This window comes from Luteolibacter flavescens, from assembly GCF_025950085.1.
GTDB lineage: Bacteria > Verrucomicrobiota > Verrucomicrobiia > Verrucomicrobiales > Akkermansiaceae > Haloferula > Haloferula flavescens.
In genome coordinates this window covers 392,580-417,023 of sequence record NZ_JAPDDS010000003.1, presented here as the reverse complement: position 1 = coordinate 417,023, position 24,444 = coordinate 392,580, and the positions used below count along the sequence as shown (strand labels likewise).

At 64.5% G+C, this 24,444-nt stretch carries 19 protein-coding genes; 7 read left to right on the top strand and 12 right to left on the bottom strand.

Going from position 1 to position 24,444, the window contains the following annotated elements; all coding sequences use genetic code 11:
- Positions 1-23 precede the first annotated feature (23 nt).
- The 5 genes from OKA04_RS07630 to OKA04_RS07610 all read left to right on the top strand — a co-directional run bounded on the left by OKA04_RS07630 (position 24) and on the right by OKA04_RS07610 (position 8,807).
- Positions 24-938, top strand: a complete 915-nt coding sequence (locus tag OKA04_RS07630) for a vWA domain-containing protein (RefSeq protein ID WP_264500554.1) — start codon at positions 24-26, stop codon at positions 936-938.
- A gap of 412 nt (positions 939-1,350) precedes the next feature.
- On the top strand, positions 1,351-2,382 hold the full coding sequence (locus OKA04_RS07625; protein ID WP_264500553.1) for a vWA domain-containing protein: 1,032 nt from the start codon (positions 1,351-1,353) through the stop codon (positions 2,380-2,382).
- A 9-nt stretch (positions 2,383-2,391) separates the two neighbouring features.
- A complete protein-coding gene (locus OKA04_RS07620; protein WP_264500552.1) occupies positions 2,392-3,096 on the top strand; it encodes a tetratricopeptide repeat protein in 705 nt (234 codons plus the stop codon).
- A 221-nt stretch (positions 3,097-3,317) separates the two neighbouring features.
- A complete protein-coding gene (locus OKA04_RS07615) occupies positions 3,318-7,319 on the top strand; it encodes a hypothetical protein (RefSeq protein WP_264500551.1) in 4,002 nt (1,333 codons plus the stop codon).
- A 60-nt stretch (positions 7,320-7,379) separates the two neighbouring features.
- A complete protein-coding gene (locus tag OKA04_RS07610) occupies positions 7,380-8,807 on the top strand; it encodes a sulfatase family protein (protein WP_264500550.1) in 1,428 nt (475 codons plus the stop codon).
- A 10-nt stretch (positions 8,808-8,817) separates the two neighbouring features.
- Here OKA04_RS07610 and creC read toward each other — a convergent pair whose 3' ends face one another.
- From creC to OKA04_RS07590, 4 genes are all read right to left on the bottom strand, one after another.
- Positions 8,818-10,245 (bottom strand): two-component system sensor histidine kinase CreC, encoded by a 1,428-nt coding sequence (gene creC / locus OKA04_RS07605; protein WP_264500549.1) that lies wholly within the window; start codon positions 10,243-10,245, stop codon positions 8,818-8,820.
- 90 nt (positions 10,246-10,335) lie between these two features.
- Positions 10,336-11,031: a two-component system response regulator CreB gene (gene creB / locus OKA04_RS07600; RefSeq protein ID WP_264500548.1), complete on the bottom strand. Its 696-nt coding sequence runs from the start codon at positions 11,029-11,031 to the stop codon at positions 10,336-10,338.
- An 82-nt stretch (positions 11,032-11,113) separates the two neighbouring features.
- Positions 11,114-11,866 (bottom strand): ethanolamine ammonia-lyase subunit EutC, encoded by a 753-nt coding sequence (gene eutC / locus OKA04_RS07595; protein WP_264500547.1) that lies wholly within the window; start codon positions 11,864-11,866, stop codon positions 11,114-11,116.
- Complete coding sequence (locus OKA04_RS07590; protein ID WP_264500546.1) at positions 11,863-13,254, bottom strand: ethanolamine ammonia-lyase subunit EutB; 1,392 nt, start codon at positions 13,252-13,254, stop codon at positions 11,863-11,865. The genes eutC and OKA04_RS07590 overlap by 4 nt, the downstream gene beginning before the upstream one ends.
- Positions 13,255-13,426: 172 nt before the next feature.
- Here OKA04_RS07590 and OKA04_RS07585 point away from each other — a divergent pair, with 172 nt between their 5' ends.
- A complete protein-coding gene (locus tag OKA04_RS07585; protein WP_264500545.1) occupies positions 13,427-14,167 on the top strand; it encodes a hypothetical protein in 741 nt (246 codons plus the stop codon).
- Here the strand turns inward: OKA04_RS07585 and OKA04_RS07580 are convergent.
- The 3 genes from OKA04_RS07580 to priA form a co-directional block, all read right to left on the bottom strand.
- Positions 14,164-15,603 carry an SGNH/GDSL hydrolase family protein gene (locus OKA04_RS07580; protein WP_264500544.1) on the bottom strand — a complete coding sequence of 480 codons (1,440 nt, stop codon included), beginning with the start codon at positions 15,601-15,603 and terminating at the stop codon, positions 14,164-14,166. The two genes, OKA04_RS07585 and OKA04_RS07580, sit on opposite strands and share 4 nt — an antisense overlap.
- A 54-nt stretch (positions 15,604-15,657) precedes the next feature.
- Entirely contained in the window at positions 15,658-16,722 is a 1,065-nt protein-coding gene (locus OKA04_RS07575) for a tetratricopeptide repeat protein (protein WP_264500543.1), read from the bottom strand.
- A gap of 116 nt (positions 16,723-16,838) precedes the next feature.
- Positions 16,839-19,064 (bottom strand): replication restart helicase PriA, encoded by a 2,226-nt coding sequence (gene priA / locus OKA04_RS07570; RefSeq protein ID WP_264500542.1) that lies wholly within the window; start codon positions 19,062-19,064, stop codon positions 16,839-16,841.
- A gap of 215 nt (positions 19,065-19,279) precedes the next feature.
- Between priA and OKA04_RS07565 the strand changes: the two genes are divergently transcribed.
- Entirely contained in the window at positions 19,280-20,461 is a 1,182-nt protein-coding gene (locus OKA04_RS07565; protein ID WP_264500541.1) for a hypothetical protein, read from the top strand.
- A 6-nt stretch (positions 20,462-20,467) separates the two neighbouring features.
- Here OKA04_RS07565 and OKA04_RS07560 read toward each other — a convergent pair whose 3' ends face one another.
- Genes OKA04_RS07560 through xseB form a run of 5 tightly spaced genes read right to left on the bottom strand, consistent with a single transcriptional unit; the run spans position 20,468 to position 24,423 of the window.
- Positions 20,468-20,704 (bottom strand): hypothetical protein, encoded by a 237-nt coding sequence (locus OKA04_RS07560; RefSeq protein ID WP_264500540.1) that lies wholly within the window; start codon positions 20,702-20,704, stop codon positions 20,468-20,470.
- Positions 20,705-20,714: 10 nt separating this feature from the next.
- Complete coding sequence (locus OKA04_RS07555; RefSeq protein ID WP_264500539.1) at positions 20,715-21,980, bottom strand: YwqG family protein; 1,266 nt, start codon at positions 21,978-21,980, stop codon at positions 20,715-20,717.
- A gap of 9 nt (positions 21,981-21,989) precedes the next feature.
- Entirely contained in the window at positions 21,990-22,226 is a 237-nt protein-coding gene (locus OKA04_RS07550) for a DUF3634 family protein (protein WP_264500538.1), read from the bottom strand.
- A 3-nt stretch (positions 22,227-22,229) separates the two neighbouring features.
- A complete protein-coding gene (gene dxs, locus OKA04_RS07545) occupies positions 22,230-24,122 on the bottom strand; it encodes a 1-deoxy-D-xylulose-5-phosphate synthase (RefSeq protein WP_264500537.1) in 1,893 nt (630 codons plus the stop codon).
- Positions 24,100-24,423, bottom strand: a complete 324-nt coding sequence (gene xseB / locus OKA04_RS07540) for an exodeoxyribonuclease VII small subunit (RefSeq protein WP_264500536.1) — start codon at positions 24,421-24,423, stop codon at positions 24,100-24,102. The genes dxs and xseB overlap by 23 nt, the downstream gene beginning before the upstream one ends.
- Positions 24,424-24,444 lie beyond the last annotated feature (21 nt).

The window sequence follows — 24,444 nt, the reverse complement described above, 5'->3', positions numbered from 1 at the left end:
TCTCCCAGTCTTCCGTCTTTCCCATGACCTTCGCCCATCCATGGTTGCTAGCCCTGCTCGTCCTGCCGGTCGGGCTGGCGGTGTATCTCTGGAAGCGTGGCGGTCGCCGCGTGCCACTGCCCTTCGACCACCAGCCGATCCCGCGCGAGCGCATGCTCGCCATCCTGCTGAAGGCCGCCGACCTGCTGCCGGTGCTTCTGCTGATGCTCGCCATCGCGATCCTCGCCGGACCGAGGCGCTTCGAGCAGCCGCGCAACGAGCGGGAAATGACGAATATCCTCTTCTGCCTCGATGTCTCCGGCTCGATGACGGCGCCCTTCGGGTCCGGCACACGCTATGACGCGGCGATGCAGGCGGTGAATGACTTCATCTCCTTCCGGAAGGGCGATGCCTTCGGCCTGACGGTCTTCGGCAGCGCGGTGCTGAACTGGGTGCCGCTCACGAATGACGTGTCCGCCTTCAAGTGCGCGCCGCCATTCCTGCGGCCGGATGTGCTTCCGGGTTGGTTCGGCGGCACCAGCATCGGCATGGCGCTGCGTTCCGCGGAGAAGACGCTGCTCGCCGGCGACTCGGGTGACCGGATGATCGTGCTCTTCACCGATGGCATGAGCTCGGACCTGATGAATGGCCAGGACATCGCCATCGCGCAGAGCCTGAAGGCGAACAATATCAAGGTCTATGGCGTCCACGTCGCCGAGGGCGGCGCGCCGGACGAGGTGGGCGTGATCGCCTCGATCACCGGTGGAGAAATCTTTGCCGCGGGCGATCCGAATGGCTTGAAGGCCGTCTTCTCAAGGATCGACGAGATGGAAAAGGCGCCGCTCAAGCGCGTCACGCCGGACCCTGTGGATTACTTCCAGCCCTTCGCCATCGCCGGTCTCGGGATCGGGGCGCTTTATCTACTTACCCTCTTCGGATTGCGACACACGCCATGGTGAGGACGAGTCCAGAGATCGCGGATGGCGGATGGTGGATGGCAGATAAGATGCCATCGGCGAATCGCGTGATCCCGTCCGCATCGGGCGGTGCATCTTTCGCCCCGGCGGGGCGGGGGAGATTAGCCGGTGGCGTGAGCCACCGGAAAGGCACGGAAAAGCGGAATGCACCCCGGCGGGGTGCCGGAAGGGTGGGAATAACCCCACCGTACGTTTCATCCGACGATGGCGTGCTACAAGGTTTCTCCGTCCGGCGACCCTTCGGGACGCGGCAATTTTCTTCGACCGAGACCCGGTGGCTCACGCCACCGGCTAATTTCTCTGGCCCCTCCAGGGCTGAAATCATCGGCTCATCCCTCGCCAATCTCGGGGCATTTTCGTCGCATCTGCCATCCTCCATCCACCATCTGCCATCTTGAACCAGACCCCGCTGCTGCTGGCTGTCGCCGCCGTCGTGCTCGCCACGGGGGCGGAGTGGATTCACATGGGCCGCGTCCGGAGTGTCGCGGCGCTTGCCTTCGGTCCGGATAAAAGGGCCTCGCTGGTCGGTCAGGCTGCGCCGGTCATCCGCGTTTTGGCGCTCGGCATGCTCGTCTGGGGCGTGGCCACCTTGTTCCTGCTGCCGCCGGTCGCCCATCGTTCTTCGGTGAAGGACGTCGAGGTGAAGGACCGCCAGCACCTGCTGCTGGTGCTCGATGTCTCCCCCAGCATGCGCCTCCGCGACGCCGGGGCAGGCGGGAAGGAAAGCCGCATGGACCGCGCCCGCGCCGTGCTGGAGTCGGTCATCGCCCGCTCCGCCCACGACAAGCTCCACACCACCGTCGTCGCCGTTTATAATGGCGCGAAGCCGGTGGTCGAGGAGACGCGTGACCTGGAAATCATCCATAATATCATGGGCGACCTGCCCATGCACTACGCCTTCCAGTCCGGGCAGACGCGGATCTTCGACGGCTTGGAAGAAGCGGCCAAGATCGCCTCGAAGTGGCCCGCCGGTTCGGCCACGCTCATTCTCATCAGCGACGGCGATTCCGTGCCTGCCACCGGCATGCCAAAGATGCCGCCCTCCATCGGCGGCGTGCTGGTCGCCGGGGTGGGGGACCCGCTGAAGGGCAGCTTCATCGACGGCCGCCACTCCCGGCAGGACGGCACCACCCTGCGCCAGATCGCCACGCGCCTCGGCGGCGAGTATCACGACGGGAATGCCAAGCTGGTCCCCACGGCGATGCTGGAGCGCCTCGGCACCATCACCATGGACGGGATCGCCCGCCTGCCCGGCCAGCGTGAATTGGCGATCTTTCTCACCACAATGGGCGCCAGCCTGCTTGCCGGACTCCCTCTGCTGCTCCATTTCGCCGGGTCCCGCTGGAATCCCGGCCCTCTCCGGTTCCAAAATCCGCGGAAGTCCTCGCTTCCTTTTCCTGACAAATCCGATCAACTCGCGACTTAACAGACTGCCATGAAAATACTCGTTCTCACTTTGTGGTGCCTGGTTCCCCTGGGCCTCGTCGCCTATCATTACGGTCCCGGCCAAGCCGGGCTGAAGCTCGATGCCGCCTCCGAAGCACTCGGAAACGCGACGTCGAAGTCGGCTTCCAGCGAATGGAAGGGTGCGATTTCCTCCTACGAACAAGCGCTCGCGAAGCTGCCGAAGGAGAATGTCTCCGACGCTCGCCGCATCCGCTTGGAGCTGGCAAAGGCCCGCATGGAGGCCGCCGAGCTGCCGAAGGCCCGCGAAGAGCTGGCTGCTCTGGCCGATGAACTCGCCCAGGACCCGAATGCCCACGCCGGCCTGCGCGACGAGACTCTGGCGACGCTGGCCAGCTCGCGCTTCTACATGACCTATCTCATGAAGCTGGAAGGCCTGCCGGACAGCGATTGGGAGCCGGAAATCGAAGCCGCCCGCCAGGAGCAGAAGCTGCTCGTCCAGCGCGCCACCGAGTCCGGCGACGAAAAGGCTGCCGCGAAGCACGCCGACGACCTTGAAGCCTCGATCCGCCTCGCCCGCATGGAGCCGGAAGAACTCTACGGCAAGGCCATCCCGAAGCAGTGCAACTGCAGCTCGGGCAAGTGCAACAAGCCCTCGCCCAAGAGCGGTAACAAGAAGCCGCAGGACGCCCGCGGCGCCAGCTCCGGTCCGCCGGTGGATGGCCAGGGCTCCTGAGCTGGAAATCAGAGGCATGCATCTCTCCGTAGGCGCGGTGGTGACACCGCGGTAGCTACTGGAGACGCATGCCTCAGTCCCTGCTTCTGCCCTTTGACGATTGTGTTTGCGGCATCCCGGCGAGTTTCTCCGGGACTGCCGCCTTCTGACGACAGGAGTGTCGTCTCCCCCCGCCTTTGTTTCGTGCCCTTGCTTCCGCAACACCCTTTTTAAGCCCCGTCATGTACTCTCGCACCGCCCTGATCACCTTGGCCGCCCTTACGGTTCCGCTTTCCGCCCAGATCATCGTCCAGGGAGGGGCGGTGAGTGGTGCGGTCATCGGGGGAGTTCCCGGTCAGCCGATGGTCATTGAAGTCCAGGACGGCGAGCCTGCCGAGGGCATGCTGCCTCCGGCGGGTGCCATGGCCGCGCTTGCGGCAGGCGGGGCGGAGGGTGGCGATGTCGATTTCAATCGCCTCCGGCAGATGATCGAGCAGAGCAAGAACCGCCCTGCTCCGACCGTCGAGCAGCAGAAGGCGGGAATCCTCCGCGAGCTCCAGTTTGACCGCAGCCCAGCAGGCATCCTCGCCACCCGCATGGAGGAAGCCCGCGAAGCCGCCGCTGCAAAGAATCCACAGCCTGCACATCCGGCCCCACCCGCGCCTCCTGCCCCGGTCGCTCCGCCCGCTCCGCCGGTGGCCCCGCCTGCCGCTCCCGCAGTGGAGGGTGTGCCCGCCACGCCCGAGGGCGGCATGACTCCGGAAGGCGCTCCGGGTGTGGAAGGTGCAGTGGTTCCCGCTCCCGAAGTCGCCCCGGCCCCGGTCGCGCCTCCGGCTCCGCAGAAGCCATCTCCGGATGCCGCAAAGGCACAGGCGGAGCTTGAGCAATTCCGCAAGGACGCCGCCGTTTTCCGCCGCGATGTGGTGCTCGGTCGTTGGGACAAGGTGAAGGCATTCCTCGCCGGTCTCCCGCCGCAGCTTTCCGCAGAGGCTTATCAAAATGTCGTCGCGAGGCTTTCCGCGCCGTCGCCGGTCCAGCCGACGCCGGACCTCATCGCCCGCGGTGCGAAGCCGCACACGCAGCCGGCCCTGCTCTCGACCGATGACCTGCTAGGCCTCGCCGCCGCTGCCCCGAAGCCGCCGCAAAAGGCACAGATCAAGGGTCTCGCCAAGATGCTGCCGAAGGACCCGCGCCCGCCGAAGGAATTCTTCGATGCGCTGGCCAAGGGCATCCAGCACTTCGGAGGTGAGGACCCCGCGTCGCGCCAGCGTGCCGCAGAGTTCCTGATGGAGGCGGGTTTCGTAAAGGACGCCACGCCGTTCCTGCCCGACCTCGCCACCGCGAAGGAGAAGAAGGACTACGCCGCCCTCAACCTGATCGCGCGCCATCGCGCCGATCTCTACCAGCTCGACAAGAAGGACGCGGGCAAGGACGCGCTGCCCCTCGCCTGGGAGCTTTCCACTTCCTTCCTCACGGACGCCAAGGCACCGGCACCCGCCAAGGCCGAGGCGCTTTTCCGCGCGCTTTCGCTGATCCCGCAGCTCGGCGATGACACCGGCAAGCTGTGGCTTGAAAAGACCTTCAAGAACCCGCAGGGCGAAGGCGTCGAGCTGCTCGCCACGCTCGGCACCCTCACCGCGCAGACCCGCGAGAATCCCGATCAGACGCTCCGCCTCGAGCAGCTCAAGCTGCAGCACGCCGCGGTGACGACGATCCTCGCGACCAAGGACGTCGATCCCGCAGCATGGTCCGGCATCTTCACCATCTACGCCGAGCAGTGGGCCTACGAGGCCGGCGTCACCCAGGTGAAGGACCAGAGCAATACCCGCCGCATGGTCCCGCAGTATGACGAGTGGGGGAATCTCTTCTACAGCCGCCCGAATACCGGCTTCCAGGGCCCCGGCGTCCGTCCCATCGGCGCGGGTGAATTGCTGGAGTGCAAGCCCGACGAGAAGTGGCTCGCTTCGATCCAGAGCTCGTCGCGGAACGAATGCCTCCTCGCCGCCGCCCGCCTGCACCTGAAGGTGAAGGAGGAGAACCAGGCGCTGCCGGTGATCAAGACACTCGCCGCCACCGACAAGGAGCAGGCGAAGGCGCTGGTCCGCGAGACGATCAAGGTCTGGACCGAGAATAACAACCCGAACGAAGGGCAGAACTATCGTTCGCAGTACATGTATTTCTACGGCTTCAACAACCAGTCGGGAGCGATCCCGCTGACGCGTTCGAAGCAGGAGCGCAATTTGGTCGAGCTGGCCGCGCTGGTGAAGGGCGTGAGCGAGCTGGACCTTGGCGAAAGCTTCCACACCGAGTTCGCGAATGCCTTCATCTCCTGCCACAGCCAGGCAGAGGTGTGGCGTGTCGAGGCGGTCGAGTCCGTCTTCGGCGCGACCGACGTGCTCGACTCCGACACCCTCGCCACGCTGGTGGGCAAGATGCGGCTGAACCTCGCCGGTCTCTGGCCGAATCCGAAGGTGCAGCAGGCCTTCCAGACGAAGCGCAAGGACAAGGAACTGCAGGAGCAGATCTTCACCGGCTACAAGGCGGCGCAGGGCGTGCTGGAGCGCGCGCTGCTGAAGAAGCCCGCCCAAGCGTGGCGCCTGGAGGAGCAGCTTGCCGGCCTGCGCTTCGAGGAGAGCAACTACCGCAGCTCGCTTGAGGGCAATCACGAGCACAGCAAGACGAAGCGCGCGTCGCTCGACATGCTCGCCGCCGCCGCCGGGGAATACGCGGCCTCGCTGCCGCTGGAGGATCCCTCGGACGAGACCAGCGCGATCTTTGAGACGTGGTTTTACGCCGCACTGGGCTCGCCTTCGCTGGAGGCGCTGAAGAGCAACCACGTCGCGACTCCCGAGGAGTATGCGAAGATCAAGCAGGCGCTCGATTCGCTGCCCGGCGACACGAAGGCGCGCCACCTGAAGTCCTTTGCCACCACGATCAACAACCGCCTCGCCAACGTCGCGCCGGACCTGAAGCTCCGCTATCTGGAAGCTGCGGGTGCCGTGATCGGCGACCATCCGGCGATGCGCGATGCGAGCGACGTGCTCGCCTATTACCGCGACCTCATCACGGAGATCCAGCTCGACGCCACGGTGGACGGCTCGGATCGCGTGGGCACGGATCAGGCATTCGGCCTGCGCGTGAACCTGCGCCACACGCGTGAGATCGAGCGCGAGGCCGGCGGCTTCCAGAAGTACCTGCAGAACCAGAATTCGATGCAGTATGCGTGGAACTTCGGCCGCCCGACCGAGGACTACCGCGACAAGTTCGAGAAGGCGGCACGCGCCGCGCTGGAGGAGCACTTCGAGGTCGTTTCGCTCACCTTCCACACGGACAAGGTGGAGTCGCAGACCGATCCGAAGTTCGGCTGGCGCTACACGCCGTATGCCTACTTCATGCTGAAGCCGAAAGGCCCGCAGGTGGACAAGGTGCCGCCCCTCAAGCTGGACCTCGATTTCAATGACACGTCCGGCTACGTCGTGCTGCCGGTGACTTCGGCGGAGGTCCTGATCGACGCCGGCAAGTCCGAGCCGCGGCCCTTCCGCGACCTGAAGGTGACGCAGACGCTCGACGAGCGCAGCCATGCGGAAAAGGGCAGCCTCTTCCTTGAGGTGAAGGCCACCGCGCACGGCCTCATCCCGCCACTTGGCGAGCTGATGTCGGAGACCTACGACGGTTTTGAGGTTGGCAATATCGAGGACCGCGGCCTGCGGGTTGTGGAGATGGATGCCGCCGCGGATGACTTTGCCCCGATCTCCGAACACGAGTGGCGGATCGAGCTGAAGCCGGAAGGTGGCAGCCTGCCTGCCTCGTTCGAATTCCCGACGGTGAAGCAGGAGCTTGCGAAGGAAGACGGTCTGACCCGTCAGCGCTACGTCGATGTCGATCTGCAGCCGGTGGGCGAGCGGGTCGAGCTCGGCGGTTCCGCCGGTGGGAGCGAGACCATGGTCCTCGGCGGGCTCATGGCCCTCGCCGTGATCGCCGCCGCGGTGCTGGGCACTGCGAAGCGCCGCAAGGCCCCGCATCACGACGGCCCGGAGCTGGCACCGCTGCCCGCGCAGATGAATGTCGTCAGCGTTATCGGCTACCTGCGCCGCCTCCAGCAGCGCGCAGGCACCACGCCGATGATGAAGCGCGAGATCGAGAAGGAGATCGTCGAACTCGAAGCGAAGCACTTCGGCCGCGCCGATACTCCGGAAGACACGATGCAGCTCGAGTCCATCGCGAAGCGCTGGCAGACGGCGTGATCTGGCGTTTTTCCGATCAATTGCAGATGGGTTTGACGTAGGACGGGTTCGCCTGTTCGCATGAAATTCCTGTGCCTGCTCTTCAGCGCGTTGGCCGCCACGGCCAGCGCGCGCCCTCCGCTGGAGAAGCCGAACGTGATCGTCATCCTGCTGGATGACGCCGGGTACGGTGACTTCTCGCACACGGGGAATCCCACGGTCGATACGCCGAATCTCACGCGGATGGTCCGCGAGGGGGCGAATTTCCCGCAGTTCTACAGTGCGTCGCCCGCTTGCTCGGCGTCGCGTTACGGCCTGCTGACCGGGAGGAATCCGCGCCGCTCAGGATTTGGCAAGTGGGTGCTGGGCCCGGCTGACCAGCGCCACCTTCACCCGGATGAGGTCACCATCGCAGAGGGCCTGAAGCAGCGCGGCTATGCGACGGGTCTCTTCGGCAAGTGGCATCTCGGAACGCCTAACGGTGCCAATGGGAACACCGTCGACTCCCTGCCGCTCGCCCATGGCTTCGACCGCTGGCTCGGCACGAATCTCTCCCACGACTACAATCCCGCCTCCCATCTCATGAAAGGGCCGTCCGCGGTGAATCAACCGGTGGCGGGCTATGAGATCATTGCGCGGAGCATCGCGGCGAATATCCCGGTGATGGAAGGCCTCACCGGTCGCTATGCCGATGCCGCCATCGGCTTCATCCGCGAGAAGAAGGACGAGCCTTTCTTCATCTACCTCGCGCCAAACATGCCGCACCTCGCGGTCCATGTGCCGGATGCCTTCAAGGGGAAGTCGCGCCGCGGTCTCTACGGTGACTGCATCGAGGAGATCGACCACCATCTCGGGCGCATCCGTGCCGCGCTGGAAGAGGAGGGGATCGCGCAAAACACGCTCGTCATCTTCACGTCGGACAATGGCCCTTGGATCCGCTTTCAGGACACCGCAAGCCACGAGCAGTATGGTGAGGCGCGCCTGCTGATCGGCTCCGCCTTGCCCTTCCGCGATGGCAAGGGCTCGACCTGGGAAGGCGGCGTGCGGGTGCCCGGCGTGTGGTGGTGGCCCGGCACGATCCCGGCTGCGACGGTTGTCCGCGATCCCGCCTCGACACTGGATGTGCTGCCCACGGTCTTCGCCCTGGCCGGGCAAGCCCTGCCCGCCGGACGCACGCTGGATGGCCGGGGCATCCGCCCCGCGCTCAATGCATCGCTCTTCCCCGGCATGGTGCCGGACTTCTCGTTCGTCTACACCGGCGATTCCACGAATGCGATCTGCGCCGTGCGCAAGGGGCCGTGGAAGCTCCACACCCGGCTCTATTCGCAGACAGGAAACAACTACGGCTTCACTACTTCCGTCGCCAGTCCGCTGCTTTTCAATGTCGAACAAGATCCCTCCGAGCGCATCGATCAAGCCGCCGGGAACAGCGCAAAGATCGGTGAATTGAAGAGCGTGGTGGATACCTTCGAAGCATCGCTTTCGAAGGAGGGAACCTTCTGGGACTGATCGCTCCCGCCTACGAAACCACGGGCAAGAGCAGCTTCGCGACTGTCCCGCCGCCTTCGCGATCATCGAGGGAAATCGAGCCGCCATGGAGTTCGGCGGCTTCCTTCACCAGCGTGAGGCCCAGCCCGGTGCCCTTGCGGCCGGAGGAGTGGTGCTTCAGCGAGTAGAAGCGCTCGAAGATTTTTTCCCGGGCGTAGTCTGGGATTCCCGGGCCGCGGTCCGAGACGATGATGCCGCCGTCCGGCTCAAGTACGATATCCACCGTAGCTCCGGCCGGGGAGAAATCGATGGCATTCTCCAGCAGGTTCGTGACGGCGGAGCGCAGGATGAAGGCGTCGCCGCGGACTTTCACGGTGCTGCTGGGTAGAGACGGGGCGAGCGTCACCCTGGCCATGCTTGCCGGTGCCTTGGCCTGGTCGATCGCGCGGGCGACGATGAGTTCCAGATCGACGGCCTCCGTTTCCTCCAGGCTGCTGCGTCCCTCAAGGGCGGAGAGTTCGAGTAGTCGGTTGAGCAGTCGCTCGGCACGGCCGGATTCGGCACGGATGTTCTCCAGGAAGCGCCTGCGGTCGGCCTCCGGCATGTCCTCGTCCAGCAGCTCCGCGGCTCCTCGGATGGCGGCCAGCGGGCTCTTCATTTCATGGGTCAGCGTCTGGACGTAGCGTTCGGCGTAGCGGCGGCCCTCGAGTGCTTCGCGCATGGACTCCAGCGCGCGGGCCAGCGTGTTCACTTCCTTGCCCGCGCCCAGCTTCGGCAGCGGGGGACGCTTGCCAGATTCGATCTCGCGGGCGTATTCCGTGAGCAGGCTGACCGGCCGGTACTGCCAGATGAAGACCGCAGTCACGAGGAAGAAGATCCCCGCGCCGATGAGCCCGGTGCCCCAGTAGATGCCGCGCCGCCGGGCGTCCACGATCGGCAGCACGTCCGCCTGCGGCTTGTACACGGTGAGCATGCCGAAGGGCTTCTCCACCGGTCCGATGAGCGCCCCCACGTGGAGGACGGAGGAGTTCGCATTGTTCTCGTCCGTCCTGCTACTGCGCGCGCCGTACTTTCCCTGAAGGGTGAGAGCCACGTCCCGCTTGTGTCCGAGATAGGTGCCCTCCAGCCGGTCCCGCGAGTCGAAGATGCAGAGCCCGCTGGCATCGGTGACGTAGGCCCCGAGGCCCATGTGATCCTTCAGGTGCCCGTGGATCAGCGCCTTGAATTTCCGCGCCTCCGCACCGTCGAAGGCTCTGTGGAAGTGGTCCTTGTCGAAGTTGCCATCCTCCAGGTCCTCCTCGACGAAAGCGGCCAGCATCTGCGCTGCATCCACCATCAGCTCCTCCGTCGCCTGGTACGTCTGCGGCTCCACGACCGAGAGCTGCTGGCGCATCAGCAGGTAGAGACCGGTGCCGATGATGAGGGCGATGAAGAACAGCGTGACGCGGGTGAGGCGCATGGAGGGAAGTCAAATGGCCAAGGACGAAGTGCCAAGTTCCAAAGAGAGCGGGAAGCCTCAACTACTTCATCGAAGTCGGAGCATCTCTTCTCACGGCACGAATAGATAGCCCAGCCCGCGGCGGGTCTGGATCAGGTCCTCGGAGCCGGCCTTGGCGGTGCGGAGCTTGGCTCGGATGGACTTGATGTGGGCATCAATGGTGCGGTCGGTCACGGCACCGGGATCGGCCCAGGCGTGGTCGAGGAGCTGGTCCCGGCTCAGCACGCGGCGCGGGTTCTTCATGAAGACGAGCAGCAGCTTGTATTCGTGGGCGGTCAGGTCGAGCTCGCTGCCGTGGCAGTGGATGCGCATGGCGGCAGAGTCGTGATGCAGCACCCCGGCGGGCGTAGCTTCGGGTTGCTTCAAGGGAGCGGGAGCCGCGGTGGCAGTCTGCGACCGCCGCAGGATCGCGCGGATGCGGGCGACGATCTCGCGCGGGCTGAAGGGCTTCGTGACATAGTCGTCGCCGCCGAGTTCCAGGCCGAGAATGCGATCCACCTCGCCATCGCGGGCGGTGAGGAAGAGCACGGGGACGGTGGAGGTTTCGCGGAGCTTCTTGCACACGTCCAGACCGGTCATGTCCGGCAGGCCGATATCGAGGATGGCGAAGTCGAAGGGCTGGCTCTCGAAAGCATCGAGCGCCTCCTGCCCGGTGAGCGCGTGATGCACCTCGAAGCACTCGGTTTTCAGCGCATAGACGAGGGTGTCTGCGATGGCGGGTTCGTCTTCGACGAGCAGGACGTTCATGGGTTGGAAGATACGGCACCGGATAAGCCCGGATCGTGGTCCAACTGTGAAGAAAAGATGAAATCGTGGCCAGCCGGGAAATCTAACCGATGGCCCCGTTGACCTCCCCTGAAATCGCCGACTCGCTCGTATCCTTGAGGTCCACTCCGCTGAAACCAAGCCTCCGGGACTCGTGCAACAGCCATGCGATCCGGCGAGCCGCCGCGGCTGGGGGCAGGCCCTCCGGACGGATGTTCGAGACGCAATTCCGACGCGCATCCGTATTCCCGGACCGCGGTGAATGAACGAGGTAGGCACCGAGGCTATCGGGCGAGCCGAGGCCGGGCCTCTCGCCGAGCAGGATGAGTGCCGCACGGGCCCCGAGCGCGTGGCCGATCTCATCCTGCAGGGCGACTCGGGCGAAGGGCACGATGACCAGCGGAGCGAGCGCCCAACTCTCTAACAGCGGGAGCAGTGCTCCGAGCAAAGGCGGCCCCTGCCGATGCGCGGCGGTCGCTGACAGGCCGTCGGCTAGGATGATGACGAGGTCGTGATCGCCGTGGTGCGCGGCAAGCTTTCCGGCGCTCTCAGGGGAGAGTCTCCTCCCCAGATCCGGGCGCTGGAGATAGGTCGCGCGATCACCGGCCTGCGAATGTGCAAGGATGACCGGAAGCCCCAGAGGTTCCAGTTCCGCCGCAAGCGATGCGGGGTCAAAGCAGGCATGCACGGCATCGCGGGCCTTCGCATGATCCAGGCGGAAGCGCAGCAGTTCGCCATGCGGCAATGAGCCGCCGGCGCGGCCGTTCCCGACGCGGGCGCTCGTCCAGTGCTTCAGCGGATGGATGTCGTCACTCATGGGGTGAGGAGGCCGAGAGCGGCGGGTGCGTCGATGAGCGCGCGGGCATCCTTTCTCAAGCGACCACGCCGGTCGGCGATGCCGCTTCTTTCCAGCCACGCTTCGAATTCCGGCGCAGGCTTCTTCCCGAGCACCTGGCGCAGGTAGTGGGCGTCATGAAAGGAGGTTGATTGGTAGCCGAGCATGATGTCATCCGAGCCGGGCACACCCATGATGTAGTTGCACCCGGCGACGCCCAGCAGCGTGAGCAGGTTGTCCATGTCGTCCTGGTCCGCTTCGGCGTGATTTGTGTAGCAGACATCGCACCCCATCGGCAGGCCGAGCAGCTTCCCGCAGAAGTGATCCTCCAGGCCTGCGCGGGTGATCTGCTTGCCATCGTAGAGATACTCGGGACCGATGAAGCCGACGACCGTATTCACGAGCAGCGGGGAAAACTCGCGCGCCACGGCATAGGCGCGTGCCTCCATGGTCTGCTGGTCGATGCCGTGATGGGCATCCGCCGATAGGGCGCTGCCTTGGCCCGTTTCGAAGTACATCACGTTGCTTCCGAGCGTGCCACGCTTCAGTGAAAGCGCTGCTTCCCTTGCTTCACGGAGCAGCGCGAGATCGATGCCAAAGCTGGCATTCGCCGATTGCGATCCGGCGATGGATTGGAAGACGAGATCGACCGGCGCGCCTTGCTCCATGGCGCGGATCTGCGTCGTCACGTGGGCAAGCACGCAGGATTGGGTGGGGATCTCATATCGCGAGATCAGGCCGTCCATCATCTCGAGCAGGGCGCAGGTGGTGGAGACCTGGTCGGTGGCGGGATTGATCCCGATCACCGCGTCACCGCAGCCTAATAGCAGGCCATCGAGCATGGAGGCGGCGATTCCCCGCATGTCGTCCGTGGGGTGATTCGGCTGGAGTCGCACGGAGAGCCTGCCCCGGAGTCCGAGGGTATTGCGGAAGCGGGTCACGACCTCGCACTTCGAAGCGACGAGGATCAGGTCCTGATTCGCCATGATCTTGCTGACTGCTGCGACCATCTCGGGCGTGAGCCCGGGGGCGAGGGCGGTGAGCGTGATCGTGTCCGTTTCGTAGTCGAGCAGCCAGTCGCGGAATTCGCCGACCGTGAGTCCGGCGACGGGAGCGAAGGCCGAGGCATCGTGACGATCATGGATCAAGCGCGTGACCTCATCGTCTTCATACGGGACGAGGAGGTCCGTGAGGAAATGCGAGAGGGGAAGGTCTGCGAGGAGATGCTGGGCGGCCACCCGCTCCTCCGCGGAGGTGGCGGCTAGGCCCGCGAGCATGTCGCCGGAGCGCAGTGGTGTCGCCTTCGCCAGCAAGGCGCGCAGGTCGGCGAAGCCATGGCGGCGGCCGGCGATGGTGGTGCTCCATGGCATGCGGTGTCGCTAGCAGGTCACGCGCCTTTTTGAGGTGACGGCGAATCTTTGGCTGCGATGATCGGAGTAGCAGATGAGATCGAATGTCCCGCGAATCAGGAGCCTGGTGTTTTCAGGCAGATCGGCTCTTGCCGGGGTGATCGCCGCGTGTTGCGGGGCCACGGGGAGCGTGATGGCCCAGGAGTCCGGTCAGGAGAAAGCCGTGGCGGTAGCTCCTGATCCAGTCGACATCGCCAATCGGATGGTGGCCCAATTCAGGGAGCTTTCACGGCACCGGTTCGAGAGATTCGAGACGGAGTGGGCTGCTGCCGATGAGGTGCGCGTGGCTGAGCTTGAGATGACCCGGTTGATGTTCGAGTTACGCAGGCAGGACGCGGAGACTTGGACCAGACTTATCAAGGAGTTTGGCACCTATGCCTTCGAGTGCGAGCAAGCCCGGCTCGAAAAGGGTGCTAAAAGAATCGCGCTCAAGGCCGAATCAGCCAGAGCGAGGACGACCGATGAAGACATCCGCAAGGCTGACGAGAAGCTCCAAGCTGCGATGAAGAATCTGCCCCTTGGAGAAGGGCCGGCCTACGATGCGATGGTCGCTTATCATGCGAAGCGGAATGCCTGCGGGGATCTGAGTGATCGTTTCAACGCGGAGTCTCAAGCTTTGACGGAAAAACTGACGGAGGTTCGTCGGCAGTGGTTTGGCATGGACGATCACCTGTGGAGGAAGCTGGAGAAGGTCACGGAACCATGGCACCAAGAACTCATCCGCCTGCAAGCGGAGGCGGAGAATGCCAAGCGCGCCGAAGCCGACAAATCGGATGCGGCCTGGCCGGAGGAAAAACGCTGGCCCGCTGCCCGCCGCCGGTATGTGGAATACCTGGAGCGCGAGATCGACTGGAGTGACGCGCTGAAGCGTTAGTTGGCGATGTCAGCCTGAAGTCTCAGGAAAGCACGCGGTCCGCTGGCCGAGATGCGGGCCCTCGCAACGCCATCCACACCCGGAGCCGGCGGGACGGTGAAGGGGACGAATGTGTCGAGCGAGCCGACCGCTGCCGCCGGACGCAGGGTGAAGCGGGACGTAGAGGTGAGCCGCACGGGATAGGCGAGCTCCAGTTCCTTGCCGCCCGATCCATTCACGATCCGCGTGCTGACCTTCCACGAGTCGTGGAAGGTGGGATCGAGTCCGAGCGCGAATTCCACGCCATTTGCGATGCCATCGCCGTCCGAGTCTGCATCGGAGGATGCGGCGGGCAGCCCGTAATTCGAGATCCACGTGGTGTAGGTCATGTCGATGGCGGTTGCCGATTTGCCAAGCAGGCCGCCGAGAATCTCCGTGGCAGTCAGGGGTGCGATGCCCGTGCCGTAGTGACGGTTGAAGGCATCGACGATGGTGTTCGCGATGACTGCCTGTGCATTCGTGTTCGGGTGGAAGTTCGCGCTCACCGGGCCATTCAGCCATACGTAGTTCAGATCGCCCGTCGTGGATCCAGAATTCGTGAAGGGCAGGCCTTGAATGCAAAATGGTGCCGTGCCCAGCAGGGGCAGGGTGGGGGTGAAAATATCGGCATAGCCGAGTCCACGCTCGGCTGCGAGACCGGCGAGGCGTGCGTTAAGATCAGCCAGCACGTTCGTCACGAGCGGCGTCTTCGTCGCATGCGTGGGGTAGCTCGCCTTCACATCCGGGGTGATGCCCACGTGCGGGACATTCACCACCACGATCTGAATGCCCGGATTGATATCGAGCACCCAGTCGAGGATGAAGGCGGAGTCCGCGATGAAGTCATCGACGAAGGTCCCGGGCGAGCCGCCATTGTAGATGGTACCATAGACGCCATTGATGTCGTTCCCGCCGATGAAGAAGGTGAGACGTTCGGCGGTATTGGCGATCTGTGCTTCCAGATCGGTGACGTTGAAATCGGTGTTCTCGTTGAAGTCCGAAAAACTCAGCGCCAGGCTCAAGCTCGCGAAGTCCGGGTCCTCCGCGAGGAGATCGGTGACCGTGGCGTCGCCGCTGACGAAGCGGCGGAGCTGATCGACTTTGAGACCGGGGATGGCCCAGTTGTGCTTTTGGCGGAAGTAGAGCGAACCGCCGACTAGGAGCGATATTGAGTCTCTAGCCCCGAGGTCAAAATGATTCTTTCGATAGGTATTTGAACTCAATATCTCGACCCAATTGCGGACTTGCGGGCCAAAGCCGTCTCCATAGGTGGTTCCCAGGATCTTCTTCTCGAAGGCAAACGATGCCTCGTAGGCGAAGGTCAGCGAGTCACCGAGGGTCACGATCTGCTCGGCACCTTCCAACGGAGCGGCATGGAACAAGAACACAGTGGCAAGAAAAGCGGGGGCGACCTTCATCGCATGAGCGATAGTGGTCGGCCCCCGCAAAGTCGATCCGGGAGATCTCCCTACTCAACTTTCATCGTCCACCGCGACGCTCGAAGGCATTTTCACTTTCGAGGGATGGGATGGCGTCAGCTTGAGCTTCGTGAGCCCGGGCAGATCGGGTGATCGCGCCGGGGCCTTTGCTCCGCCGGGCAGGCTGGGCGCCGGGACGCCAGATGGTGGTCCACCCGGTTTGGCAGTCAGTGGTGGCAGTGCGGGCTTGCGAGGCGCGGTCGCAGCAGCAGGCGCTGCTGTCGGGGCCACGGTCGGCGGCGGCGGTAGATCCGGCGCAGGCGGGCCGGATGATGGCTTCGGCGCACTGGCTGGCTTGTCCGGAGTCTTGGCCGCTTTCTTCGCGGCGGGACGTGCCTTCTTCTTCGCTGGCTCCGGTGCATTTGCTGCTCCGAGTTCCGGGTCGAAGAGCCGGTCTTTCTCCGCGACGCGATCCAGCGGGATCGTCACTGCCGGTGGCGGACTTGGCTGCGCGTTTTTCGCAGGTGTCTGCTCGTAGAGTTCGTTGGTCAGTTCTTCTCCGAGGGCTTCCTGCAGGCTCGCCACGCGGATCGGCGTCGTGTGTCGGCTGATGGAGGCGGTCAGCTTCATCGATTCCTCGAGGCTGCGCTTCATCCATGGCAGCTCGCCGAGGCGCGGGCTCCGGTTCTTGAAGTTCCCCCACAGGGACTCCTCGTCGTCGATCCACAGCATGAAGTGCTCGAGGTCAGCATTTCCCAGATCGGGATCGGCTTCCATCGCAGCTCCGTAGAATCGCGCCGCCTGCAGCACCATGCCATGATGGAGCAGGGCATTCGCGAGTCCCAGGTTCTGCACTGCCTTGCCTTGGTTCAGCTCCAGGAGCGCGGTGAGCAGGCGTATCGATTTCCTCGGTGCCGCCTTTGCCAGCACGCGTGCGGCGAAGGCGAGCTCGATGTCGATGTTCGGTATTTCATCCGCCGCCCACACGAGGTTGGCAGCGTCGGTAAAGCGTTCCTGATCGTAGAGGAGATGGGCCAGTCGCTTGCGGGTTTCCCAGTCGGCGGGATTTTCTTTCAAGGCCTCTTTGAGGTCCGGTTCGTTGGCGAATGTGGGTTTCATGCTAACGGCGAATTTTTTCTTAGCGGGCACCCATCGACCCGCTCCGCCGCACAGGCAAGTTGGAATGTGTCATGCACTCCCCACGCAAAATCGCAAAACGCGGGAAAAGCGGAGTTTCACGTGAAGCTCCACGCGTCCATGTCAAAGACCACGGTGACGTCTTCCGGGAGCGTGGTTTTTTGCAGGACCTGCTGCACGTGGCGGGTCATGGGGCGGGCCTTCGTGCTGCGCAGCATGAGCTGGAAGCGGAATTGGCCGTGGGTTTTCACCAGCGGGCTGGGCAGCGGGTCGCCGATGATGATGTCCGGCGGCGTATTCTCCGTGAGACGGCGGTGGAGCGTCTGGAGCGTGAATTCCGCGCGGCGCTCGTGGGTGGAGCGGCTGGTGAGCACGGCGCAGTGTGAGAAGGGCGGGAAGCTGAATTGACGGCGGAATTCCAGCTCCTGCTCGGCGAAGCCGTCGAAGTCGTGATGCCGTGCGAATTGGATCGAGGGCGAGTGCGGCGTGAAGGTTTGGACGATCACCTCGCCCTCCAAATCGCCGCGACCGGCACGACCGGCCACCTGCGTGAGCAACTGGAAAACCCGCTCGCCCGCGCGGAAGTCCGGGACATGCAGGCCGATGTCCGCATTGAGGATTCCCACAAGGGTCACATTCGGGAAATGCAGCCCCTTCGCGATCATCTGTGTGCCGATGAGGATGTCGATCTTGCGGGCCTGGAAGGCATTCAACAGGTCGCGCAGCGCGTGCTTCTTTCGCATCGCGTCGGCATCGATGCGGGCGACCTTCGCATTCGGCAGCACCTTTGCGATGATCTCCTCCACCTTCTGCGTGCCGTAGCCTTGCAATGCGATTGCCGGGTCGCGGCACTCCGGGCACTTGCGAGGCACCACGGCCTGATGCCCGCAGATGTGGCACATCAGCCTCTCCTCATCGCGGTGATACGTCAGCGCCACCGAGCAGTGAGGACACATGCAGACGGCACCGCATGACGGGCATTGCAGGGAGCGCGCGAAGCCGCGGCGATTGAGGAAGAGGATCGACTGCTCGTTCTTCAGCAGGCGTTGCTCGAGGGCATTGCGCAGCCGGTCGGAGAGGATGGCCATGCCGCCCTTCTGCTTTTGCTTCTCCAGCCGCATGTCGAGCACGCGGATCAGCGGCAGCGATTGGCCGTCGGCACGCTTGGCCAGTCGCACGAGCCGATACTTTCCTTCGAGGGTGTTTTGAAACGACTCCAGCGAGGGCGTGGCGGAGCCGAGCACGATGGTGCAGCCTTCCAGCGCGGCACGCAGCACGGCGACATCGCGCCCGTGATAGCGCGGGATCTGGTCCTGCTTGTAGGAGTTCTCATGCTCTTCATCCACGAGGATGAGACCGAGATCCGGCAGCGGGGCGAAGACCGCGGAGCGCGCGCCGATGACGATGCGCGCGATGCCCTTGCGGATGCGGTGCCATTCGTCGAAGCGCTCGCCCTGGGAGAGATTCGAGTGAAGCACCGCCACCTGGTCCTGCATGCCGGCGAAGCGCGCGCGGAAGCGCCGCACGGTCTGCGGCGTCAGGGAAATCTCCGGCACCAGGACCAGCACCGTCTTGCCCATGTCCAGCGCGGCGCGGGTGGACTGCAGGTAGACCTCGGTCTTGCCCGAGCCGGTCACGCCGTGGAGCAGGATGGGCTGCTTGTTCTCCGCGGATTGCAGCGAAGAAAGGATGATTTCAAGCGAAGCCTCCTGCTCGTCATTGAGCGGGAGCGGGGTGTCGGGCAGGATCTCCTCGACGCCATCCGCCTCCGGATCTCGGCGGACTTCCTCCTCAAGCACGCGGACAAATTCCTGCTTCGCGAGGGATTTCACGGAGGCGGATGCACCGTCGCCCAGGTCGGCCAGCGCGATCTTCCGTTCCGGAGCGTGAGTGAGCAGGGAAAGGATGGCGGCCTGCTTCGGCGCACGCTTCTGGAGCTTGGCGAGCGTCTCGGGAGAGGGCTCGTGATCGAGCACCACCGTCTTGCGGACCTTTGCGGAATTGTCCTCGGTCCTGACGGCCTCCGGTAGCAGCGCGCGGATCACGCTTTCAATACTGCATCCATAGTAGTCCGCGATCCAGCGGCCCGCCTTCAGCAGGTTCGGGGTAATCAGCGGCTCGGGATCGCTGAGGGAATGCAGAGGGCGCAGGGCAAAGCCGAGGTCGTCCTGCTGCGGCACCAGATCCAGCACCGTGCCCTGGGACAGCTTGTTGCGCAGGGGGATGCGCACGCGGCAGCCGGGCTGGACATTCAGTCCATCCGGGATGGCGTAGTCGAAGACGAGCTCGGAAGGGCCGTCGATGAGGACGCGGGCGGCGGGCATCGGGGGGTCTTCTAGACACGATTGGAACCGATTGGGCGCGAAATTTTTCGCGATTTGGCCGGGAGCGATGCCCGCCGGGTCCAGCTTGGTAGGACACGCTTCCATCGCGATCCGCCTTGCTTCCCGGTCGCCGATGTAATGCCATGTCATGAGATAAGGAGTCACAGTCACGTCCACCCATGAGTGCTTCATCCATTCTTCGCTCCCGTGCTGCCATGATCTTCATCTCAGGGCTCATGGCCGGCGGACTGGGCGGTTGGCTCATGGGGCGTCAGGCTGAGGCTGCCGCGGCCGGTGCCGAGGGCGGCGGATCAGCTTCAAGTCGCGGCTCCGCTTTCCATGAAGGCTCTTCGTCCGCCGGTCCGGCGGGGCGGACGCGCCCACGGGGTCAATCGCGCGAGGAAACGCGGGAGTTCGCCGACTCGGTGCGCTCGATCTTCCGGGACAGCGTGGAGAATCGCCGCTTGGCGAAGTTCGAGCGCATGCTGGAGCGCATCGAGGTGGCGGACTACCCGACCGTCCTGGCCCTGATCCGCGAGAGCGATCTCAGGGGATGTGGCAATGCCGGCGAGTGGTCGAGGATCTGGGAGAGCTGGGGCAGGCGCGATCCCGCCAGCGCGCTGGCATTCATCCAGAGCCCGGAATTCGAAGGCTGGAACGAGGCCGCCAAGGGAGAGGCGAGGAACCGGACGCTGCTCCACTGGGCCGAGACCGATCCTGCATCGGCGCTCCAGCATGTGGAGGCGAGTCCCGAGATGGCACGTGGCGACCGCTCGCTCGTCTACGGGCTGGTGAGAGGTTGGTCGAATGTGGACCCGAAGGCTGCCGCGGAGTGGATCTTCAGGTCCGGGCTGGGCATGAGCGGCGAGTATGGAGCAATCGTCGATGGGATCAGCCGTCAGGGTGGACAGGAGGACCTGGATGAATGGTTCGCCGGGATCCAGAAGTCAGGCGCACCGGCGAAGGACATCGAAGGCTTTGCCAACCGGATCGCCGAGGTGAAGCGGTCCTTCGAGCCCGACAAGGCAGCGGCATGGCTGGAGCAAAATCTCGACGAGCCGTGGGTGGAGCAAAATGGCATCGTGGCCAGCACGGCAAGTGCCTTCGCCGAGCGCAGTCCCGCGGAGGCCATGGAGTGGGCGGGGCGGACCGGCATGGAGAGCGCGACCATTCATGCGATGAACACGTGGTGCCAGCGTGACCATCAGGCAGCGGGAGAGTGGATACTGGGCAATGTGGGCGCACCGGGCCATGCCGCGTCCGTCCAAGTCTATGCGAATTTCCTGTGGCGGCGTGACCAGGATGCCGCGCGGGCCTGGGCCCAGCGCATTGATGATCCCACGCTGCGTGCCAGAGTGCTGGATTCCATCCCCGAGGGAGTCACTCCCGGGGGCTGAATCCCTTCAAGGATCCACGATCGCGCGCACCGCCGGGCGCAGGTCTTGCGGGAAGTTCAGCTTGAAGTGGATGCAGCGGTCGCGCGTGGTCCAGAAGCCGGTGATGCCGGGGACCTTTTCGGTTTCGAAGAGCTTCTTCAGCGCATTCACCTTCAGGTGCGACGGGTGACCCTTCCGGACGTGGACACGGCCGGCCTGCACTTCATACCACTCGATGGCGACTCGCTCGACGAACTGGGCCATGCCGGAATCTTCAGCAGCACTGGAGAATCGTCCAGACCTGATCAAAGCGACCTGCCGCTAGGTCTTCTTCCGGAATCCAGAAGTAGAGGCACCCGGCGTCGCCCCAGCACCAGCCGAGGTCGCGATCAGAGTCGAGCTGGAGCAGCAGCGTCCATTTCGTGGAGGAGGGGAGACCGAGGAATCCGGCGGCGTTTGCCAGATCGTCGTCCATGTCCTCCTGGACGAGGGCGGGTGCGGACAGGACTCGGTGGTCCTCGGGCGGGTTCGCTTCGGAAAGCGTCATCTGTGCGTCTGACACGACCTCCGCGATGGCCGCGTCCGATTGCTGGATGAAGTCTTCCAGTCGCTCCTCCTGCGCGCGGGTCGGGCAAAAGGCGGCGACCCGGGTGAAGGCGAGCGGCTTGCGCGGCGGTGCATGCGGCGGGGTGCCCGGCTTTAGAATCGGTCGGGCACTCGCGGGGTCAGGTGAGAATAGTACCACCGTGCCGCTGCGATCTCCGGCCTCGCTGCCCCATGGCGAATTTGCCGCGTCGTAGAAGAAGGAGATCAGGCCGCGCGGCGGGCGAGCGTGCCCGGTTTCGGGGATTTCTTCCAGATTGAGCTGGGCGAGGAAATCGAGTGGCTGGCCGTCTCGATGCGGCCATGCATGCGCGGGATCGAGCAAGGCCGCTCCGGAGAGCGAGGAAGCCGCGGCGGGGATGCTCTGGAGCGAGCGGAAAGGAGTGGCCAGCGTGATGGTCTGGAATGCACCGGCGATCTCCGACCGCAGCGGCTCCGGCAGATTGGCGAGGAGTCGTGTCTTGCTCGCATCCAGATCGACGGGCGCATCCAGCGGTGAGGGTGAAGATGGGGGTGGCCCCACACGCTTGGGAGCGGGATCGAGCTTGCCCAGCCAGCTCGCGTTTTTCTCATTCACCGCCTTCATCGCCCGGGTGCCCGCGATGCCGAAGACCAGCGATTTCATGGAGGTGAATAGGCAGCCGAGACCAAGCGCCCCCAGCGGTGACAATCTGACTCTAGGAGTCGAGATGAACATGAGATAGATCACCGCACCGAAGGCAAGCAGCCCGATCCAGTCCGCGGTCGATATCGCGCGGAGCTTCATCTGCGAGAGCAGGTAGGCGCACACGCCCCCGGTGATCGAGCCGCACAGGATCGCGATGATCATCCACGGGAGTGGCGGTGATTTTGCGAGAGCAAGGAAGATCCCGGCCGCGCCCCAGAGCGCCGCGGATTTTTGCCAGCCATCCAGACCCTCGTAATGGATCGTTGCCATATCGGCAGCTTATGAGGAAACGAGCACGTTCCTCAACTGCTGATGTAACTCTCCCGGGATGCTGTCGGAGAAATGATACCTGCCGGAGCCGTCGGCATGAATGGTGCCAGAGGCGATGCCCTCGTCGGAAACGATGGACTGGATCTCCCGGATGATGCCGCCGGACAGACGCCCCTTGGCCAAGCCGACCTTCCCTGCTCGGATCACGAGGACGAGCGGGGAAGTCAGCTTGAGCAGCCAGAGCATCGCTCAGAAGTGCTTCATCACCTTCGCGACCGCCGCTTCCGCGGTGAGGCCGTGGAGCTGCATCAGCGTGTCCGGCTTGCCGTGCTCGACGAATTCATCCGGCCAGCCGATGCGCTCGACCGGCGTGGTGATGGCGGCGTCGTGCAGCAGCTCGATCACGCCGCAGCCGAAGCCATTGTGAAGGACATGGTCCTCGAAGGTGCAGACCACCTTGCACTGGCGGGCGAAGCGCTCGAGCACCGCACCGTCGAGCGGCTTGATGAAGCGGGGATTGATCAGCGCGACAGAGAGGCCCTTGGCTTCCAGCAGCGCCTTCGTCTGCTTCGCCATTTCGAAGAGGGTGCCCAGGCCGATCAGCGCGACGTCGGTGCCCTCGGACTCGACGATCGCCTTGCCGAGCTCGATCGGAGCGACCGGCGCGTCCAGCGGGGTGCCATTGATCGGGCCGCGCGGGTAGCGGATCGCGGTCGGACCGGCCTCGTAGTCCGCCATCCACTTCAGCATGGCCACGAATTCCGGCTCGCTGGCCGGCTGCATGTGGACGATGCCCGGGACGGGGCGGAGGTAGCCGATGTCGAAGAGCCCGTGGTGCGTCGGGCCGTCGTCGCCGGAGAGGCCGCCGCGGTCCATGCAAAGGCGCACGGGCAGGTGCTGCAGCGCCATGTCATGGATGATCATGTCATAGGCGCGCTGCATGAAGGTCGAGTAGATCGCGAGGAAGGGCTTGATGCCCCGGGTCGCGAGACCGCAGGCGAAGAGCGCGGCGTGTTCCTCGGCGATGCCCACGTCGTAGTAGCGCTGGGGCAGCTCTTTCTTGAAAATCTCCAGCTTGGTGCCGCCGGGCATGGCCGCGGTGATGGCCACCACCTTCTCGTCGGCCTTCGCGAGGTCCGTGACCGTGCGGCCGAAGATGTCCGAGCAGGTCGGCGTGGCGGAGACGTCCACCGAGCCGTCCTCGATCTTGTAGGCACCGAGACCGTGGAACTTGCCCGGGTTGTCCAGCGCGGGCTGGTAGCCGCGGCCCTTTTCCGTGATGATGTGCAGCACCACAGGCTCGTTGAGCGTCTTCAGGTGCTCGAAGGTGCGGATCAGCAGCGGCAGGTCGTGGCCGTCGATGGGGCCGAAGTAACGCAGGCCGAATTTCTCGAAGAGGACATTCGGGAAAAGCAGGTTCTTCGCGCCTTCCTCCACCTTGTGGGCGAGCTTGCGAACGGCCTTGCCGGCGACGCGCTCGACGAATTCCGCGGCGGAATTCCGCACGCTCGCGTAGGTCGAGTGCGTCTGCAGGGCGTTGAAGTAGCGGGCGATCGCGCCGACGTTCTTGTCGATGGACCACTCGTTGTCGTTCAGCACGACGATGAATTTCTTCGTCGTCTCGGCGATGTTGTTCAGCGCCTCAAGGGTGGGGCCGCAGGTGAAGGCGGCATCCCCGGCGACGGCGACCACGTGGCTGTCATCCTTCGTCAGGTCGCGGGCGGCGGCCATGCCGAGCGCGGCGGAGAGGGCGGTGCCTGCGTGGCCCGCGCCATAGCAGTCGTGCTCGGACTCGCTGCGCAGCAGGAAGCCGTTCAGGCCCTTGTAGGTGCGGATCGTGTGGATGTCCGGGGCTCGGCCGGTCAGCATCTTGTGCACGTAGCCCTGGTGGGCCACGTCGAAGACGAAATTGTCAGCCGGGGTGGAGAAGACGCGGTGCAGCGCGATGGTCAGCTCGACGACGCCCAGATTCGGCCCGAGGTGGCCGCCGGTGCGGGAAAGCGAGGTGATGAGCGAGTGACGGACCTCCGCGGCCAGCTTTGGCAAGTCCGCCTCCGCGATAGCCTTGACGTCTTCGGGAGTGCGGATGGCGGAGAGGAGCGGCCCGAGGGCGGGGGGCTCAGAAGAGGCGGATGTCGTCATCGTCGTCGTTTTCGGCCGGTGCGCCGGTCAATTCATCATCTTCGTCCGCATCGGAGGTCTCCTCCTCGGCGGCTTCGGCGCGCGCGCTGATGGTTTGGAGGCGCTTCCGCGCGGAGGCGAGGACCGTTTCGCATCGAGCTAGCAATTTCGAGCCCTTTTCGTAGCGGGACACCAATTCTTCCAGCGGAAGCTGCTCTTCCTCCATCGCGGCGACGATTTCCTCCAGCTCCGCGAGCGCGGCTTCGAAGCTCGGATTGTCGCCGTTTTGACCTGCGTCGGGAGTTTTCTTGCGGGCGGGCATCTGTCGGGCAAGGGCGCGGGA

Coding starts and splice junctions, on each gene's coding strand:
- OKA04_RS07630 (WP_264500554.1), top strand. CDS start 24: ATGACCTTCGCCCATCCATGGTTGCTAGCCCTGCTCGTCCTGCCGGTC.
- OKA04_RS07620 (WP_264500552.1), top strand. CDS start 2,392: ATGAAAATACTCGTTCTCACTTTGTGGTGCCTGGTTCCCCTGGGCCTC.
- OKA04_RS07615 (WP_264500551.1), top strand. CDS start 3,318: ATGTACTCTCGCACCGCCCTGATCACCTTGGCCGCCCTTACGGTTCCG.
- OKA04_RS07610 (WP_264500550.1), top strand. CDS start 7,380: ATGAAATTCCTGTGCCTGCTCTTCAGCGCGTTGGCCGCCACGGCCAGC.
- creC (WP_264500549.1), bottom strand. CDS start 10,245: ATGCGCCTCACCCGCGTCACGCTGTTCTTCATCGCCCTCATCATCGGC.
- creB (WP_264500548.1), bottom strand. CDS start 11,031: ATGAACGTCCTGCTCGTCGAAGACGAACCCGCCATCGCAGACACCCTC.
- eutC (WP_264500547.1), bottom strand. CDS start 11,866: ATGAGTGACGACATCCATCCGCTGAAGCACTGGACGAGCGCCCGCGTC.
- OKA04_RS07590 (WP_264500546.1), bottom strand. CDS start 13,254: ATGCCATGGAGCACCACCATCGCCGGCCGCCGCCATGGCTTCGCCGAC.
- OKA04_RS07585 (WP_264500545.1), top strand. CDS start 13,427: ATGGCCCAGGAGTCCGGTCAGGAGAAAGCCGTGGCGGTAGCTCCTGAT.
- OKA04_RS07580 (WP_264500544.1), bottom strand. CDS start 15,603: ATGAAGGTCGCCCCCGCTTTTCTTGCCACTGTGTTCTTGTTCCATGCC.
- OKA04_RS07575 (WP_264500543.1), bottom strand. CDS start 16,722: ATGAAACCCACATTCGCCAACGAACCGGACCTCAAAGAGGCCTTGAAA.
- priA (WP_264500542.1), bottom strand. CDS start 19,064: ATGCCCGCCGCCCGCGTCCTCATCGACGGCCCTTCCGAGCTCGTCTTC.
- OKA04_RS07565 (WP_264500541.1), top strand. CDS start 19,280: ATGATCTTCATCTCAGGGCTCATGGCCGGCGGACTGGGCGGTTGGCTC.
- OKA04_RS07560 (WP_264500540.1), bottom strand. CDS start 20,704: ATGGCCCAGTTCGTCGAGCGAGTCGCCATCGAGTGGTATGAAGTGCAG.
- OKA04_RS07555 (WP_264500539.1), bottom strand. CDS start 21,980: ATGGCAACGATCCATTACGAGGGTCTGGATGGCTGGCAAAAATCCGCG.
- OKA04_RS07550 (WP_264500538.1), bottom strand. CDS start 22,226: ATGCTCTGGCTGCTCAAGCTGACTTCCCCGCTCGTCCTCGTGATCCGA.
- dxs (WP_264500537.1), bottom strand. CDS start 24,122: ATGACGACATCCGCCTCTTCTGAGCCCCCCGCCCTCGGGCCGCTCCTC.
- xseB (WP_264500536.1), bottom strand. CDS start 24,423: ATGCCCGCCCGCAAGAAAACTCCCGACGCAGGTCAAAACGGCGACAAT.